At 47.3% G+C, this 14,191-nt stretch carries 15 protein-coding genes and 1 tRNA gene; 9 read left to right on the top strand and 7 right to left on the bottom strand.

Features of this window, described 5'->3' with window-relative positions:
* The first annotated feature begins 243 nt into the window (after nucleotides 1-243).
* A complete protein-coding gene (locus tag IEV19_RS13025; protein WP_188371167.1) occupies nucleotides 244-1,017 on the top strand; it encodes a hypothetical protein in 774 nt (257 codons plus the stop codon).
* Nucleotides 1,018-1,232: 215 nt separating this feature from the next.
* Here IEV19_RS13025 and IEV19_RS13020 read toward each other — a convergent pair whose 3' ends face one another.
* From IEV19_RS13020 to IEV19_RS13010, 3 genes are read right to left on the bottom strand one after another with little or no spacing between them, the layout of a single operon-like run.
* Nucleotides 1,233-1,679, bottom strand: coding sequence for a DoxX family membrane protein (locus tag IEV19_RS13020; protein ID WP_188371166.1), 447 nt, complete (start codon nucleotides 1,677-1,679; stop codon nucleotides 1,233-1,235).
* The gene (locus tag IEV19_RS13015) at nucleotides 1,676-2,560 is read right to left on the bottom strand and encodes an IPT/TIG domain-containing protein (RefSeq protein ID WP_188371165.1); all 885 of its coding nucleotides are present in this window, start codon (nucleotides 2,558-2,560) and stop codon (nucleotides 1,676-1,678) included. Before IEV19_RS13015 ends, IEV19_RS13020 begins: the two co-directional genes overlap by 4 nt.
* Nucleotides 2,561-2,572: 12 nt before the next feature.
* Nucleotides 2,573-4,672, bottom strand: coding sequence for a TonB-dependent receptor plug domain-containing protein (locus tag IEV19_RS13010; protein ID WP_188371164.1), 2,100 nt, complete (start codon nucleotides 4,670-4,672; stop codon nucleotides 2,573-2,575).
* 98 nt (nucleotides 4,673-4,770) lie between these two features.
* Here IEV19_RS13010 and IEV19_RS13005 point away from each other — a divergent pair, with 98 nt between their 5' ends.
* The gene (locus IEV19_RS13005; RefSeq protein ID WP_188371163.1) at nucleotides 4,771-5,703 is read left to right on the top strand and encodes a DUF6607 family protein; all 933 of its coding nucleotides are present in this window, start codon (nucleotides 4,771-4,773) and stop codon (nucleotides 5,701-5,703) included.
* A 90-nt stretch (nucleotides 5,704-5,793) separates the two neighbouring features.
* Here the strand turns inward: IEV19_RS13005 and IEV19_RS13000 are convergent, their stop codons facing one another.
* Nucleotides 5,794-6,735 carry a hypothetical protein gene (locus IEV19_RS13000; protein WP_188371162.1) on the bottom strand — a complete coding sequence of 314 codons (942 nt, stop codon included), beginning with the start codon at nucleotides 6,733-6,735 and terminating at the stop codon, nucleotides 5,794-5,796.
* 553 nt (nucleotides 6,736-7,288) lie between these two features.
* On the opposite strand from IEV19_RS13000, the gene IEV19_RS12995 reads away from it, so the two are divergent.
* The 3 genes from IEV19_RS12995 to IEV19_RS12985 all read left to right on the top strand — a co-directional run bounded on the left by IEV19_RS12995 (nucleotide 7,289) and on the right by IEV19_RS12985 (nucleotide 9,894).
* Nucleotides 7,289-7,798 (top strand): hypothetical protein, encoded by a 510-nt coding sequence (locus tag IEV19_RS12995; RefSeq protein ID WP_188371161.1) that lies wholly within the window; start codon nucleotides 7,289-7,291, stop codon nucleotides 7,796-7,798.
* Nucleotides 7,799-7,818: 20 nt separating this feature from the next.
* Nucleotides 7,819-9,084 (top strand): sodium:proton antiporter NhaD, encoded by a 1,266-nt coding sequence (gene nhaD, locus IEV19_RS12990; RefSeq protein ID WP_188371160.1) that lies wholly within the window; start codon nucleotides 7,819-7,821, stop codon nucleotides 9,082-9,084.
* A 183-nt stretch (nucleotides 9,085-9,267) separates the two neighbouring features.
* Nucleotides 9,268-9,894 (top strand): VTT domain-containing protein, encoded by a 627-nt coding sequence (locus IEV19_RS12985; protein WP_188371159.1) that lies wholly within the window; start codon nucleotides 9,268-9,270, stop codon nucleotides 9,892-9,894.
* Between the two features lie 346 nt (nucleotides 9,895-10,240).
* Here the strand turns inward: IEV19_RS12985 and IEV19_RS12980 are convergent.
* From IEV19_RS12980 to IEV19_RS13925, 3 genes are all read right to left on the bottom strand, one after another.
* Nucleotides 10,241-10,314 (bottom strand) — tRNA-Pro (locus tag IEV19_RS12980).
* A 201-nt stretch (nucleotides 10,315-10,515) separates the two neighbouring features.
* On the bottom strand, nucleotides 10,516-10,713 hold the full coding sequence (locus IEV19_RS12975; RefSeq protein ID WP_188371158.1) for a hypothetical protein: 198 nt from the start codon (nucleotides 10,711-10,713) through the stop codon (nucleotides 10,516-10,518).
* Between the two features lie 92 nt (nucleotides 10,714-10,805).
* Nucleotides 10,806-11,048 (bottom strand): GIY-YIG nuclease family protein, encoded by a 243-nt coding sequence (locus tag IEV19_RS13925; protein WP_188371333.1) that lies wholly within the window; start codon nucleotides 11,046-11,048, stop codon nucleotides 10,806-10,808.
* A gap of 288 nt (nucleotides 11,049-11,336) precedes the next feature.
* Between IEV19_RS13925 and IEV19_RS12965 the strand changes: the two genes are divergently transcribed.
* The 4 genes from IEV19_RS12965 to IEV19_RS12950 all read left to right on the top strand — a co-directional run bounded on the left by IEV19_RS12965 (nucleotide 11,337) and on the right by IEV19_RS12950 (nucleotide 14,179).
* Nucleotides 11,337-12,470, top strand: coding sequence for a cytochrome c3 family protein (locus IEV19_RS12965; RefSeq protein ID WP_188371157.1), 1,134 nt, complete (start codon nucleotides 11,337-11,339; stop codon nucleotides 12,468-12,470).
* A gap of 153 nt (nucleotides 12,471-12,623) precedes the next feature.
* Nucleotides 12,624-13,016, top strand: coding sequence for a hypothetical protein (locus IEV19_RS12960; protein WP_188371156.1), 393 nt, complete (start codon nucleotides 12,624-12,626; stop codon nucleotides 13,014-13,016).
* Nucleotides 13,017-13,035: 19 nt separating this feature from the next.
* The gene (locus IEV19_RS12955; protein ID WP_188371155.1) at nucleotides 13,036-13,893 is read left to right on the top strand and encodes a DUF5777 family beta-barrel protein; all 858 of its coding nucleotides are present in this window, start codon (nucleotides 13,036-13,038) and stop codon (nucleotides 13,891-13,893) included.
* A gap of 13 nt (nucleotides 13,894-13,906) precedes the next feature.
* A complete protein-coding gene (locus tag IEV19_RS12950; protein WP_188371154.1) occupies nucleotides 13,907-14,179 on the top strand; it encodes a hypothetical protein in 273 nt (90 codons plus the stop codon).
* Nucleotides 14,180-14,191 lie beyond the last annotated feature (12 nt).

The raw sequence follows: 14,191 nt of genomic DNA, 5'->3' as shown, positions 1-14,191 counted from the left end.
TCAACTACATGGGTGAATCCCGGCCCTCTCCCTAGCTTCTGAATGTTTATCTGATCTTCTTTTTTGTTCCCTATACTGGCCGACTTGTATACTATTGAATGTTGTAGTGCGTTAGGGACTAAGATATTATAGCCCGATTTTCAATTGGGTCCCTAAAAAAATTGAAATTTTTCAGGAGTTTTTTAACCTGAGTTGTTTTATAGACAAACAATTAATTCTTTTAAAAACCCAAATCTCTTAAAAATGAAACATTTTCGATTAACTAATTTATTCGCTGCATTCGCAAGCCTGCTGGCCATTTCCCTGGTAGGTTGCTCCAAAGATGAAGTCCCTGCAGGCGAGGGACGATTGAGCATCAGCGCCAAAAGCACTTTCAATACTACAGGAACCGGTAAATCGGCCAGTGGTAAGAGTATCAACAACGACATCGACATCACTGATTTCCGCATGAACCTCAAGGAATTCGAGCTGGAGTTCGATATGGAGGACCCGGGAGAGGATTACGATATGGACGAAAATGAAGACTGGGATGACGATGGCTATTACGATTTCGAGGATGAGATCGAACTGGAAGGACCTTTCGAACTGGACCTGATGGCCGGACAGATCAGCTTTCTTAATGTGACCATGCCTATGGGTAATTTTGAAGAACTGGAATTCAAGTTCGACGCAGGAACGGATCCAAACAGTGATCTTTTTGGCAAATCGGTCCTGATCCAGGGTACCGTTCAGGGTACTCCATTTATCTTCTGGCATGATTTTGAAGACGAAGTGGAAGTGGATTTTGAGGATCCCAATTTTGATATCACCATTTCAGAAGTCCCCGAGGGTATTGTTATCGATTTTGACCTGAGCCTGATCTTTGACGGCACAGCCGGGGTCGACCTTACCCAGGCTACTGATGGCAACCAGGACGGAACCATAGAAATCAGTCCTACCGATCCTGATGGCAACAATGAGCTCGCCCAAAGTATCCGCAACGCCATCAAGCAGCACATCGACCTGCTGGACGATTAAGCTTATTTAAATACCCCACTCCTCACCAAGGGGTTGGCAGAATAACTTGAAAGGCTCAAATCGCTGAGGATTCTCAGCAATTTGAGCCTTATTTTATTGAAGCAACCGGAGACATTCGTGAGCCGGTAACCCTTTGCCCGTGATTTTATTCGGGCATTACCTTATCCGCCCAGTCCTCGAACACCTCTATGATAGCTTCCTTCATGCGGACACCTTTAAACGGGCTTTATCCACAAGAGGTCTTTCCACATTCTCTTCTCCTTGAGTACCAGGGCGATGTTAATACCAAACAGCCCGGCAGTCTGTAGGAGCTCAACTGTTTCATCAGGCTCCAGGAAGGCGTGGAACAAAAAGATATGCAGGGTGATCGGCAGCAGGAAGACAGCTCCGATAAAACCGGTGTACTGCAAAATGAGTAACACCCCAAACAGTATCTCGCAAACCCCCAAAACCTGCCAGAAATAGCCGGTTTGCTTTGCCCCGCTGATATACAAGATCTTCTGCAGGGTGCTTTCCTGGGAGGGACCCTTAAAATTTTCAGCTTTTTCCACTACCGCCACGGGGGAAGGCGTGGGGCCTTCGAACTTCTGAAATCCCCCATAGATCATGAATCCCCCAAGAATCAGCCTGAGAGCGATGTATATCCATTGAATCCCTCTCATCGCGTACCCAGGTTAGTGTCCCCTTCATTGGGATTATAGACATATGAGAAAGTGTAATAACGGGAGGCATCATTAAATCCGTCGGGATTAGAGGGAGCATTCTCGTAATAGCTCAGGATCTCCACTTTCGCATACCTGCCGTCATGAGTTCGGAAAACAAGGACCACCCCGGGGATCGGACTCACGACATTGGTCATAAAGTTATAATTATACCATCCGTTGTCGCTTCCTGTTGGGATGGCAAATGCTCCCTGAGCATCCTGGGCAAATTCCAGGCCCTCAGCAGTCAGGATTTCGTCATAGATCCCATTGACAATGGCAGCACCCGCATTTCCGTTGCGTACCGGTTCGTCATTGGTTCCGGTGACGCTACCCCCGTTAACGGCGATTGTGGTGCCTCTGAATGCGATATCCCATTCGGTTTCGCTATCAGTCACCTCACCGGTCCTGAAGCTGAATTTGGTGAAGGGGCCGCCGATCTCCCCCTGTCCCTGGCCGCCTTCCTGGGGCGCGAACAGGTTTTCAACACGGGCCGACTCCAGTTCGTCCAGGACCGTAAACCCGGGCAGGGCCGTTTTAGAAGTCCCCTGGATGGAGATCCGGACCTCCCCTGAGGTGGCCCCTGCAGGAACAACTGTGGTGAGCTGTGTTGTGCTCAGGGATGTAATGTTCGCGGCCACTCCCCCGAAAGTGAGCTCAATATCGGAGGCTTCTGAAGGAAAATTATTCCCGCTGATGGTGATCTCCGTTCCTACACTCCCAGAAGTAGGAGATACTGCAGTAATGTTAAAAGCATTGAGTTCTTCTGTACCATCTTCGCTACAGGATACCCCTGCGATCAGCACAAACAACAAACAGAATCGATGAAAACAAGTCTTCATAAAAAATTGGATTTAAAATTGAATATTGAGTTTAGAAAAAATTTGTATTCCGGGATTGATCAGCAATTCGCTGTCCTGAGCGGCCAGGGGATTTCTGCCCTTAAAATCGAGCAGGTTGTTAGCCCCTATTTGCAGACGGTAATGCTTATAAAATTCCTTTTCAAATGACAGGTTGACCAGGGCATAGCCCTGAACAAAAGAATTGTCGAATTCGTCTAGCAGACCATTTCCGTTGCGATCCGTGAGCCCAAACCGACTTCGGTATGTCAGCCGAAGGTTCGTGTTCGCCTTCCAGGCAGGGATTTCGTAAAAAGCCTTGAGGTTAAAGGTGTGGCGGGAGCGGTTCTCCAGTCCGAAGTAATCTGCCTGTTCCAGGCGGACGGTGCGATTGGTCTCTGGGTCCCTGGTAAAAACTTCCCCTCTTTCCACCTCCTCCCGGGCCTCTCGGTCATAAGCCAGGAGGAATTGATATCCCCCTGAGAATTTCAATCGATCCACAGGTCGGTATTGCAGGTCGAGCTCCAGGCCCTGTGTCCGTACCCTTTCCCGGTTGAGATAACCGAATACTCCCTGTCCGCTGGTTTTGGTCGCCAGGATACGGGTATCGATCAAATCCCTGAAATCATTTTGAAAATAATTGATGGAAGAAGAGAAACTCCCTTTTCGATAATCCACGCCCAGGTTGATCCCTGTTGAACTTTCAGCCTCCAGGGGCTCACCCAGGGTTGCAGGATCGACCTGCAGGGAAGCCAGTTCCCCATTATCCTGTAACCGTTGTATGCCTGCTGCCTCAACTTCTTTTCCAAAAACGGAATACCCACCTCCGGAAACGTTGTTAAAATCGAGGTAGAGCTGTCGGAAATCGGGTGCCTTGAAGCCGGAACCCACGGATCCTTTTAAGGCAATTGCCGGACTGACGGTATATCGGGCCGAAATTTTCGGACTCAGCTGGGAATTGTAGACACTGTGGTTGTCAAAACGTGCCCCGGCGATCACATTGAGCTTCTCGAAAGGACTAAAATCGTATTGAGCAAACAGGTATCGGGAGTCGAACCGCACCTGCTCCCTGAAAAGAGACCGATCCAGGGTCTCGAAGTTATATCCTGCCCCTGTGGTCAGGGTCTGGCCATCTCGTGGGGAAAAGTTGTATCGGATCTCAGGCCGGAACAAGCGCTGGTCAAAATCATTTTCTACGAACAGTTCCGGATCAATAGGGTCTGAAGTGCGTTCATCAGTCGTATACCGGGTGTAATAGAGTTCATACTGCAGTTTGTGTTTCTCTCCCGGGTTGTGATCCACCCGCACGTGGATGTTGTTGTCGGTTTCCAGGCTCACATCCGGCGAGGTATCGAACTCCTGGTAGAAATACCTGGCGGATGCAAAAATATTCCACTGCCCGTTCACCTTATAGGTCATGCGCCCGTTCAGGGTATAATTGTAATAAGGGTTGATCGTTTGCCCTTCATCCTGCGGGGCCAGGTCATATCCATCAGTACTCAGCCGATCTATAAATAAAGTATAGCTGAAGTCGCCTTTTCTCTGGCTTACATTAACAGTTGTGTTCTGATTGTTGAAGGTGGCTGTTCGATGTGAAAGTTGGGTCGATATTTTATCGGATGAGGGTTTCTCTGTTATGATATTGATCACTCCACCCAGTGCCTCCGAGCCAAAAAGACTGGAAGAGGGCCCTTTGACCACTTCCACCTGCCGGATGTTACCAACGGCCAGCCTACTCAGATCAAGGTTACCTGAACTCCGCCCGACCACGGGTACCCCGTCGATCAGAACCATGACATAATCTGAGGCGATCCCCTGTATCTGTACTCCTTCCCCACCTCCTATGGTGGCATCGGGGGTCATGACGATCCCCGTCTGTTCGCTGAGGATCTCATTGAGACGGGTGACCCCGGTTTGCTCTAATTGCTTCCTGTCTACCAGGGTTATCGGCAAGGGAAGTGAGGACATTTGTCTGACTGTTCGCGTGGCGGTCACTACTACTTCCTCAAGGGGATTTACGGAAATGGAGTCCTGTCTTTCCTGATCCTGGGCGGAAAGCCAACCCAGGCCAAAAAAGAAAAAAATTATCGCAGAATAATTTTTATTTAGAATCATTCCATTTAATTTTGGCGCAAATATAATTGTTATTTTTAATCAGTCTAAATTAGAATAAGTAAAATTTTATTGAATTCATTAACCAAAAAAACAATCCCATGAAAATCAGAAAATTGACTCTTTTCTCATTGTTATCATTTCTTTCCGTGACCGTAATGACAGGGCAGGACAAAAAGGATCTGGACCGGAATGCCATTAAGAATATGTGTGGATGTTACGAGATCTCATTCCAGTATTCGGAGACCTTTTCCCCTGTGGAGGGATATGAAAAAAGACCGGACTACAAAACGGGTGCCCTTGAACTGGCATTGCCAATAGTAGATGAGGATAACCAGATCTCCATACAGCATCTCCTGGTGGTCAATGACTCCACCGTGATCAAGCACTGGAGACAGGATTGGCTTTTTGAGAACACCAGGGTCTTCACCTATGATAAGGACAACACCTGGACCTTCAGAACCCTTCCTGCCGAAGACGTGCAGGGCCAGTGGACCCAATTGGTCTATCAGGTGGATGACAGCCCCAGGTATTCGGGGACCGCATCCTGGGTGCATGTAGACGACAAGCACTACTGGGAGAACAAAACAGATTCTCCCCTACCCAGAAGGGAGTATACCAAGAGAGATGACTACAATGTGATGCTGAGGGGGAACCGGCATGAGATCACCGCTGATGGCTGGGTACACGAGCAGGACAATGACAAGGTCATCAGAAAGGACGGGGAGGCTGACAAATTGCTCGCCCAGGAAAAAGGGTTGAATGCCTACACCCGCGTCTCTGATGAAAGGTGCAAGGTAGCCCTCGACTGGTGGGCGGGCCACGAGGTCTTCTGGACCGAAGTACGAGCTGCCTGGGACGAGGTTTACAACAGGGAGGGAACCCTCACCCTGGCCAGAAAGGTAGATGACAAGCCCTTTTACGTTTATCTCAAAACCCTGGAGGAAAAAGGAGCCCAAAAAGATGAGATCCTGAAGGTGATTCAGAAATTTGTCAAGGACGATTCCGACAAGCAATCAGAAGCAAGTCGATAGTAAACATGTCTACAAAAGGAAAGGCCGCGTATATCGCGGCCTTTTTTTGTTGATTCATATCTAAAGTCCTACCATCGAATACCCATCCACTTACCCAAGCATCCTGATGATATATGCTACAAGTATACTGACCGCCAGACCAAAATTAACCTTGGCCAGATCCTTTACGATGACCTTGTAGGTATTTCCCAGTTCCGTTATGTTAAGCCTGTAACTCAAGGCCATTTCCCTGCCTGCCAGGATGCCGATAAATGCCCAGGTCGTGCTCATGGGGACGTTTGTGAGATTTCCAAAACCCAGCAATAACAATCCGTAACTGAGATCGATCAGGGTTGCCGACCGGATATTCTGCGTATTGGCTTTCTTGTTGACCAGCTCCTGGATCTTCCCGCCCCGCTTTTGGAAGGTGTAGGCCATTAAAATAAGGATCACTGTCAGAGACAGCAGTAATTCGTTCAGACCGAGCCTGCGTGGTAAAAAGACAAAAATGTTCGCAAAATCCTGGATCAGCCACTGAGCCCACAAAAAGGCCGTGGATCCCCACTGGGCTGCAAGCCAGAATTTCTTTTGCTTTTTGATGTCCATCAATCGAAGGGAAGCACGGGATTCGAAAGTCCGGGCGATCAGAATATAGATTAGGAAAGCCGCTACAAATGCGATCACATATCCCATTAAGGATTTCAGTAGCATCTTTTCGATCACCTGGGTAGAGGAAAACACACTCAGTATCATAAACGTAGTACTTACCGGTATGCCGTATCTGGTTATGACCAGCAGAGAGGCAGGGGCGATCAGATACCACCAATGGAGCGGGTCGGGCAATGGGATCAGATCTAATCTGCCATAGGAGACATCCCCCTGGTTCAGGTACCATCCAAAGACCAGGGTCGCCACAAGGATAAGCGCGGAGAATCCCCATAGGACATACCAGGGCCGTTTGTGGTTCGAAGACAGGAAAGTTCCAAGCGTCTGTATGATGTCATTGGCAATAACGGCATAGGCCGCAATGAGGAAGCCCAGATATCCAACCATAAAATAATTAATTCAGAATTTGAACGAATGTAACGTATTTATGAAATCTCGAGTAGATTTTAAACAAAATCGGGTTAACGATTTAATCATGCTGTTAGGAAATAATCTACCTTTGTCCCGTTTATTTGATCCGTATGGGTTGCATTAAGCTCCTCCTGTATGCCTTCCTCCTTTGGACATCCTTCCAGCCATGTCCGGTGGAGTCATTACCCTCGGATGAGGTATATCGATACACCGATAACGACCTCCCTGAGCACCATCCAAACGTCACCTTTTATCAATATCCTCAGGTAACCTATATTCGAGCCAAGGAAGAAACGGACAGTACAAACCAAATCCTGTTCAACTTCCTAAACTCTGAAATTCCAGATCCCAGAAAAATATTTACGAAAGATATTTTACCAGGATCATCTCCCGGTTATCACTTTCAGTTTCAAAGACTGATCCTCTTTCCTTTCCATAGTCATTTGTGATGCGAGTAGCCCTTTGCACTCAGGGTAAACCTCCGGGTTATAAAATTACACACATCACAATCACTAAAATTCAACAGACTATGGACTATGCAATGGGTCTGGTTTCAGCAATCCTGACCACCCTCGTATTCTTACCCTTTTTTTATATCGCTTACCTCGGCAAACAACAATCGAAAAAAAAATACAAGATATTTCAAAAGGAGGCCAGGAGATTGGGCTTCTATCTCGATGAGCACGAACATTGGGGCAACACCTTAATAGGCCTGGACCGAACGAGATCGAAATTGATCTATATGCGGATTCTGCCAGGGGAGTTATTCAAGGTAGAAATACCTTTGGAATCCATTGAGAAATGTAATGTACTGATAGAGCGAAACAGAAGAAAAACAAACGGGAATGTAAGTTTTGATCTGGTCAGGGTCGACCTGGAACTGATCCATACAAAACCGGCAGAGAAGAGTACCCTATTAAACCTCTATGACAGAGATGGACAGGTCTCTCAAGACTTTGAGGTGGAAAGAGCCGAAAAATGGAAAAAATTGATAGAGAAAAACTGTAATCTTCCCGGATCATTCAGGTCGGCATCCTGATTTTTTCCATATTTTTAAATATGGCTACCACTCTGATCATCGTAATATTTCTGCTAGGCTATCTGCTGATCGCCGTAGAACACAAGATTCATGTGAACAAGGCTGCCACAGCCTTGTTCATGGGGGTCGTCCTGTGGACTATCCTCGTTCTCAACATAGAACACGAAGGAGTATTCGAAGAGCTCGGCTCGCATTTTGAACAGATCGCACAGATCCTGTTTTTTCTGCTTGGGGCCATGACCATCGTTGAACTCATTGATGCCCATCGCGGATTCGAAATAGTTCAGGACCTGATCAGGACCAAAAAAAGAACACATCTCTTATGGATCCTGAGCTTTGTGGCCTTTTTCCTGTCGGCCGTCCTGGATAATATGACCACCACCATAGTGATGGTGGCCCTGTTGAGAAAGCTGTTCGACAAAACCGAAGATCTCTGGTATTTCGCGGGCTTTATTGTCATCGCCTCTAACGCCGGTGGAGCGTGGTCTCCCATTGGGGATGTCACGACGATCATGCTTTGGAATGCAGGATACTTCAGTTCTGTCGAGATCATCAAAACGGCCATTTTGCCGAGTTTGGCCTGCCTCCTGGCTCCCTTGTTACTGGTCAGTATTACCCGGACGAAGGCTCTTCAGGGGTTGGTTGAGCTTAAGCAGGTACCTACGGAAAATCTATACCCCCGGGAAAGCCGGATCGTACTGGTCCTTGGTGTTCTCCTCCTGCTATTTGTGCCTGTGTTCAAGAACGTGACGCACCTACCTCCATTTATGGGAATGCTCTTTGCGTTGTCCGTGTTGTGGTTGGTCACAGAGGTGCTACACCGAAAAAAGAGCAGAGAGGTCCAACGGCAGTTTTCCGTGGCCCAGACCTTACAGCGAATAGATACTCCCAGTGTTCTCTTTTTCCTGGGGATCCTGCTGGCCGTTTCTTCTCTTGAAGTACTCGGGATTTTGGAAGAGGTTGGTAAAATGATGGAAGTGAGCTTTGGAAATTTCTACATCTCCAATGCCTTCCTCGGGCTGTTGTCTGCAGTCATAGACAACGTTCCTTTGGTAGCTGGGGCGATGGGCATGTATTCCCTGGAAACTTTTCCTGTCAATGACCCCTTTTGGACCTTCCTGGCCTACTGTGCGGGTACAGGGGGAAGCACCCTCATTATTGGTTCTGCTGCGGGGGTGGCCGCTATGGGGTTGTTGAATATCGACTTTCTCTGGTACCTGAAACGTTTTTCCATACTTGCACTGATCGGTTATTTCACCGGTATTGCGGTCTACATTTTACAATGACGAGCACAGGAATAAAGCGGTATTTACCCGGATTTTATCCAGTGTCTTACTCTGTCGAATTCCAGGTTCAGTGGCCAGATCATGTCAAAAAAAGATAAAACGATCTTGCTTTATCCTGGTATCATTATCTACATGACCCCATATTATGATGTCCTGTACAAAAAGTAAACGTATTTCTTTATAATGGAATTATTTGAATTGATCAGCAACACGGACGATTTTTTGATCCGGCAGGTTGAATCGAATCTGCTGCTGACTTATTTCATCCTGTTTAGCATTATATTTTCCGAATCGGGCATCATTTTTTGTCCTTTTCTTCCGGGTGATGGATTGTTATTTTCTGTTGGTGTGGTCGCCGCTGTAACCCCTTTAAATATTTACATAGTTGTACCCTGTTTGATCTCCGCCGCTATATTGGGCTACTTATTCAACTACAAGATGGGGACGCTCTTTGGAAGATGGGCATTTAAGAAAGAGAATCGCTTTCTTAGAAGATCACTGGAACGAACGGACGAATTCATGCTGAAATACGGAAGCAGGGCCGTCATCATCTCCAGGTTCTTCCCTGTGGTAAGGACCTATATCCCTTTTTTCGCAGGCGCAGTGAAAATGGATTACCAATTATTTACAAGGCAATCTATCATGGGAGCTGTCCTTTGGGTCTGCCTGTTTACTTTTACGGGGTTTATCACCGGTGAGATCCCATGGGTTAAAGAAAATTACGGATTGATCTTCCTGGGGCTTGTTTTGGTAACCCTCCTTCCTCTACTCTATCAGCTATTCCTGAGGATCCTACGCTTCGTAAAATGATTACTCTTGGATTTTTCTGGACTACGCTCCCCGAAAGTGAGCTGTGCTCTACTTTCCGGGCGTGATCCGATCCCGATAGCTATCGGGAGGGGTGAAGACAGTAAAGTGAACCTTTTCGCCGAGCTCATTTCGTTTATTTCATCCTAATGTCATTGAAAAGATAAGTTCTGGTGCTTTTCTGGATTACGCCTGCGGCGTGATCCAGAGTTGGGGGTGTAGACAGTAAAGTGAACCTGTTCGCTGCGCTCATTTCGTTTTTTTATTTTCTTAACCTCATCTGAATATATTCCACTCGGTTATAGAAAATAAAAAACCATCGCCTAAAGACGATGGTTCTACTTTACTGTCGGGATGACTGGATTCGAACCAGCGACCACGCGCACCCCATGCGCGTACGCTACCAGACTGCGCCACATCCCGATTAATTATAATTCAATATGTCAATTAGACAAAGCGACCTTCCCGCCTTGCGGGATACGCTACCAGCCTGTCCTGCTCTGCAGCGAACAAGCCTAAGTTCATTCTCATTTCAACAGTTCCGATCGAACCAGCGACCATCCCGCCTTGCGGGATACGCTACCAGCCTGTCCTGCTCTGCAGAGAACAATCCTAAGTTCATTCTCATTTCAACAGTTCCGATCGAACCAGCGACCATCCCGCCTTGCGGGATACGCTACCAGCCTGTCCTGCTCTGCAGCGAACAAGCCCAATATTATTCTCAATACAATAGTTCGGACCGAACCAGCGACCATCCCGCCTTGCGGGATACGCTACCAGCCTGTCCTGCTCTGCAGAGAACAAGCCCAATATTATTCTCAATACAATAGTTCGGACCGAACCAGCGACCATCCCGCCTTGCGGGATACGCTACCAGCCTGTCCTGCTCTGCAGAGAACAAGCCACATATACCTCTAATTTTCCTCGAGATATCTTTTAATTCCCCTGGATTTTATACACTTTTCTAAACGAATAGCTTCCAATCGCGACGCGCAATCAAAAACCCGGATCAGTTTCCAAGGGATTCCCCTCGAGGTAAATCTGCTTCGACCTGTGTTATGCCTTTCTATTCTTTCTGTTAGATCAGAAGTGAATCCGACATAATACTTCTCTAATTTCTCACTGTAAAGAACGTATACCTTATATTCATCATCCATCTTCATCACCATCCCGCCTTGCGGGATACGCTACCAGCCTGTCCTGATCTTCAGGAACAAACCACATCCCGAAACGCGTGCGCAAAAATAGAAAAGTTTCCCGGAAAAGGGTAACAATTTCTTTACGAATTCAACATTTTGAATTTTATTTTTAATTCTTATTTTAACAAAAAATTAAGATTATGAGGTAGAGCTTTAAGATTATTTTAAAATATGACAAATGTCATATGAATCCTCTTAATCCTCTCCTAATTTCATCCAGAATTTAAATATCTAATTGGGAATTACATGAAAACTTCACACCTCCTTCGCAGCCTGATGATCATAGCATCAGGATTTTTAATGATCCAGTGTACCAGTGACCTCGAAATCCCAGATCCCATCGTCGGGCCTCCCGGAGCAGATGGGCGGGACGGAATTGACGGGGTTGACGGGGTCGATGGCACCGCTTCCTGCGTTAGCTGTCACTCCAATACTACAAGAGAGCCCATTTTCGCATCCTTTGAACTTTCCGCACACGCCTCAGGATCCGTTGGTTTTGCAGAAGCCCGGATAGGTTGTGCACAGTGCCACGGGAGCGATGGATTTATCGACCTATTGGAAACCGGTGCGGCCCTAGGCCCTTACACCAGTCCTAATACAATTTCCTGTAATACCTGTCACGACAGCCATAGAACATTCGACTTTGAAAACGACGGGCCGGATTACGCATTAAGGAACCCGGACGGGCAGCAATTGTTCCTGGACCCTAACTATACCTTAGATTTTGAAGGCGCCAGTAATAATTGTATTTCATGCCACCAACCACGCGACTCTTATGAAATCCCAGCGACGAACTCCAGTGGGTTATATGTTGTGAATACGTCTCGTTTTGGACCACACCACGGGCCGCAAGCCACCATGCTTGAAGGTATTCTGGGGGCCAACCTCCCAGGTTCTGAAGGTTATCCTGCCGTGGCTTCTGCCACCCACCGTACTGGATCTTCCTGTGTATCCTGCCACATGGGGGAATCATCTGATACAAGCAAAGGTTTACACTCCTGGAAGACCACCGAGGCCGCATGTTTGCAATGTCATCCAAACGGTGCTCCTTCTGAATTGGCTGGCTATACGGAAGATATGATCACCCTTAAATCCCTCCTGGAAAACGTTGTGGGTGAGGAATTCCAAGAAGATGCCGACGGAAATCCGGTTTATGATGCCGACGGTAATCCTGTGGGTACGGGAGTTCCTGTGGTTGGTTTAATCGTGGACTTTGCTCCTGACAATACCGATCGTTCCAACTCCGGAATATTCACTGTTCAAGAAGCCCAGGCTGCCTGGAACTATAAGACCTTGCTCGAAGACCAAAGTAGAGGAACGCATAACCCCGCGTATTCTAGGGCCCTCCTGAAGAACTCCATTGAGGCTTTACAAAATTAGGAATCTATTAAAGCCCGGGCCCAATTCCCTGCCCGGGCTTTTTAAAATACACTTCGGGAACTCTGAGCCAGCCGGAATGGACTGATGGACAGTTTGCACTGAATACAAGGCATAAAAAGAAGACCCGAGACCCATAACAGTAAAATGAAGAAAATGAAAAAACGCATCTCCTTCTTCCTGATGAGCAGCCTGATCCTCTTTAACTTCTCGTGTTACTACGACCAGGAGATCGATCTGAGTCAGCCTTTGCCTGATATCCCCGTGGATCAGACCATTTCGTTCAGTACAGATATTGAACCCATTTTTGCGAAATCCGGGAAGGACTGTACCGCCTGCCATAACGGAAACGTCGCCAACCCTGACCTACAGGCAGGGAACGCCTATGCCGATATCATCTCCCAGATCGTACCCGGAGACGCTGAGGGCAGTACCTTCTATCAAAGACTTCCCGGGAACGGACATCCGCTGGATGTTGGATTTGTCATGGACAATGCAGACATCGCCCTGATCAAGGCCTGGATAGACCGTGGAGCCGAAAATAATTAAACCGATAAGACCCTTCAACATGAAAAAATTCAGCTTCCTATTCGTTTCTTTCCTGTTAGCCCCACTCTCCCTGTTATCCCAGGACACCATAGTGGAAAAGGTTGTCGAAAGACCAGAGAGGCCAGCATTTGAGAGTTCGTATATCATAGACAATCCCACTGACGTTACCTTTATAAAGAATACGCTGGAGGTGCATATGGCACACCGGTTCGGGGTAGTCAATTCGGGCACTAACGACCTTATCGGGATCTGGGCTCCGGCCAACATCCGCATAGCCCTTAGTTATGCACCTCATGAAAGGCTTACTCTTGGATTTGGTACTTCCAAATTCAACAGGCTACAGGATTTTAACTGGAAAGTAGCGCTGCTCCGCCAGACGCGATCCGGAAGTATCCCGGTGAATGTGACCTATTACGGTAACTTCGTAATCGATGCCAGAGGCAAAGAGAACTTCCTGGTAGAACAGCACCGATATTCCTATTTCAACCAACTGATCGTCTCCAGGCGATTCGACTCCAAGCTATCCTTACAGGGTGCCGTCAGTGTATCCCACTACAATCTGGTTCCCCAGCGTATGCGTAATGACGTCATTGCCATGTCCCTGGGAGGCAGGTACAAGATCAGTTCTCAAACGGCTATCCTGGTGGATTATACCCAGCCTTTCATCCACCACCTCGACGGTGCAGAATTGGATATGGATCCCGAAGCAGGAATCAGTGTAGGTGTGGAATTCAGGACCTCCTCTCACGCATTTCAATTGTTCCTGTCGAGTTACCAGGGAATCGTTCCCCAGCAAAACATCATGTTTAACCAGAACAATTTCTTTGAAGGGGATTTCCTGATAGGATTCAATATCACGCGACTCTATAACTTCTAACTTTCAGACGACCATGGCACATCCACCAAAAAAAGACGGCCCCATCAGCAGGAGGGGGCTCCTCCCCCTACTGGGAACTACCCTCCTACTTCCATTCATGGGGTATTCAAAACCTGAAGAAAAGACCAAATTGAAGAAGAACGAGGGAGATGAAGAGTACAAAACCCTCTTAAAACCCGATGGGAGCATCGTAAAGGTAAAGGCCCGTACCCTGGAGAATTCCAAGGTCGTCAAAAAAAATATTCCTAACTCCTCCTTCAGGAAATGGCTGGATAAAAAAATGTAATCACCCTATTGA

The organism is Muriicola marianensis, from assembly GCF_014638095.1.
Lineage (GTDB): Bacteria > Bacteroidota > Bacteroidia > Flavobacteriales > Flavobacteriaceae > Muriicola > Muriicola marianensis.
Note: the sequence above shows the minus strand (reverse complement) of the source record. Positions and strands in the feature narration are given on the sequence as shown.

Coding starts and splice junctions, on each gene's coding strand:
- IEV19_RS13025 (WP_188371167.1), top strand. CDS start 244: ATGAAACATTTTCGATTAACTAATTTATTCGCTGCATTCGCAAGCCTG.
- IEV19_RS13020 (WP_188371166.1), bottom strand. CDS start 1,679: ATGAGAGGGATTCAATGGATATACATCGCTCTCAGGCTGATTCTTGGG.
- IEV19_RS13015 (WP_188371165.1), bottom strand. CDS start 2,560: ATGAAGACTTGTTTTCATCGATTCTGTTTGTTGTTTGTGCTGATCGCA.
- IEV19_RS13010 (WP_188371164.1), bottom strand. CDS start 4,672: ATGATTCTAAATAAAAATTATTCTGCGATAATTTTTTTCTTTTTTGGC.
- IEV19_RS13005 (WP_188371163.1), top strand. CDS start 4,771: ATGAAAATCAGAAAATTGACTCTTTTCTCATTGTTATCATTTCTTTCC.
- IEV19_RS13000 (WP_188371162.1), bottom strand. CDS start 6,735: ATGGTTGGATATCTGGGCTTCCTCATTGCGGCCTATGCCGTTATTGCC.
- IEV19_RS12995 (WP_188371161.1), top strand. CDS start 7,289: ATGGACTATGCAATGGGTCTGGTTTCAGCAATCCTGACCACCCTCGTA.
- nhaD (WP_188371160.1), top strand. CDS start 7,819: ATGGCTACCACTCTGATCATCGTAATATTTCTGCTAGGCTATCTGCTG.
- IEV19_RS12985 (WP_188371159.1), top strand. CDS start 9,268: ATGGAATTATTTGAATTGATCAGCAACACGGACGATTTTTTGATCCGG.
- IEV19_RS13925 (WP_188371333.1), bottom strand. CDS start 11,048: ATGGATGATGAATATAAGGTATACGTTCTTTACAGTGAGAAATTAGAG.
- IEV19_RS12965 (WP_188371157.1), top strand. CDS start 11,337: ATGAAAACTTCACACCTCCTTCGCAGCCTGATGATCATAGCATCAGGA.
- IEV19_RS12960 (WP_188371156.1), top strand. CDS start 12,624: ATGAAAAAACGCATCTCCTTCTTCCTGATGAGCAGCCTGATCCTCTTT.
- IEV19_RS12955 (WP_188371155.1), top strand. CDS start 13,036: ATGAAAAAATTCAGCTTCCTATTCGTTTCTTTCCTGTTAGCCCCACTC.
- IEV19_RS12950 (WP_188371154.1), top strand. CDS start 13,907: ATGGCACATCCACCAAAAAAAGACGGCCCCATCAGCAGGAGGGGGCTC.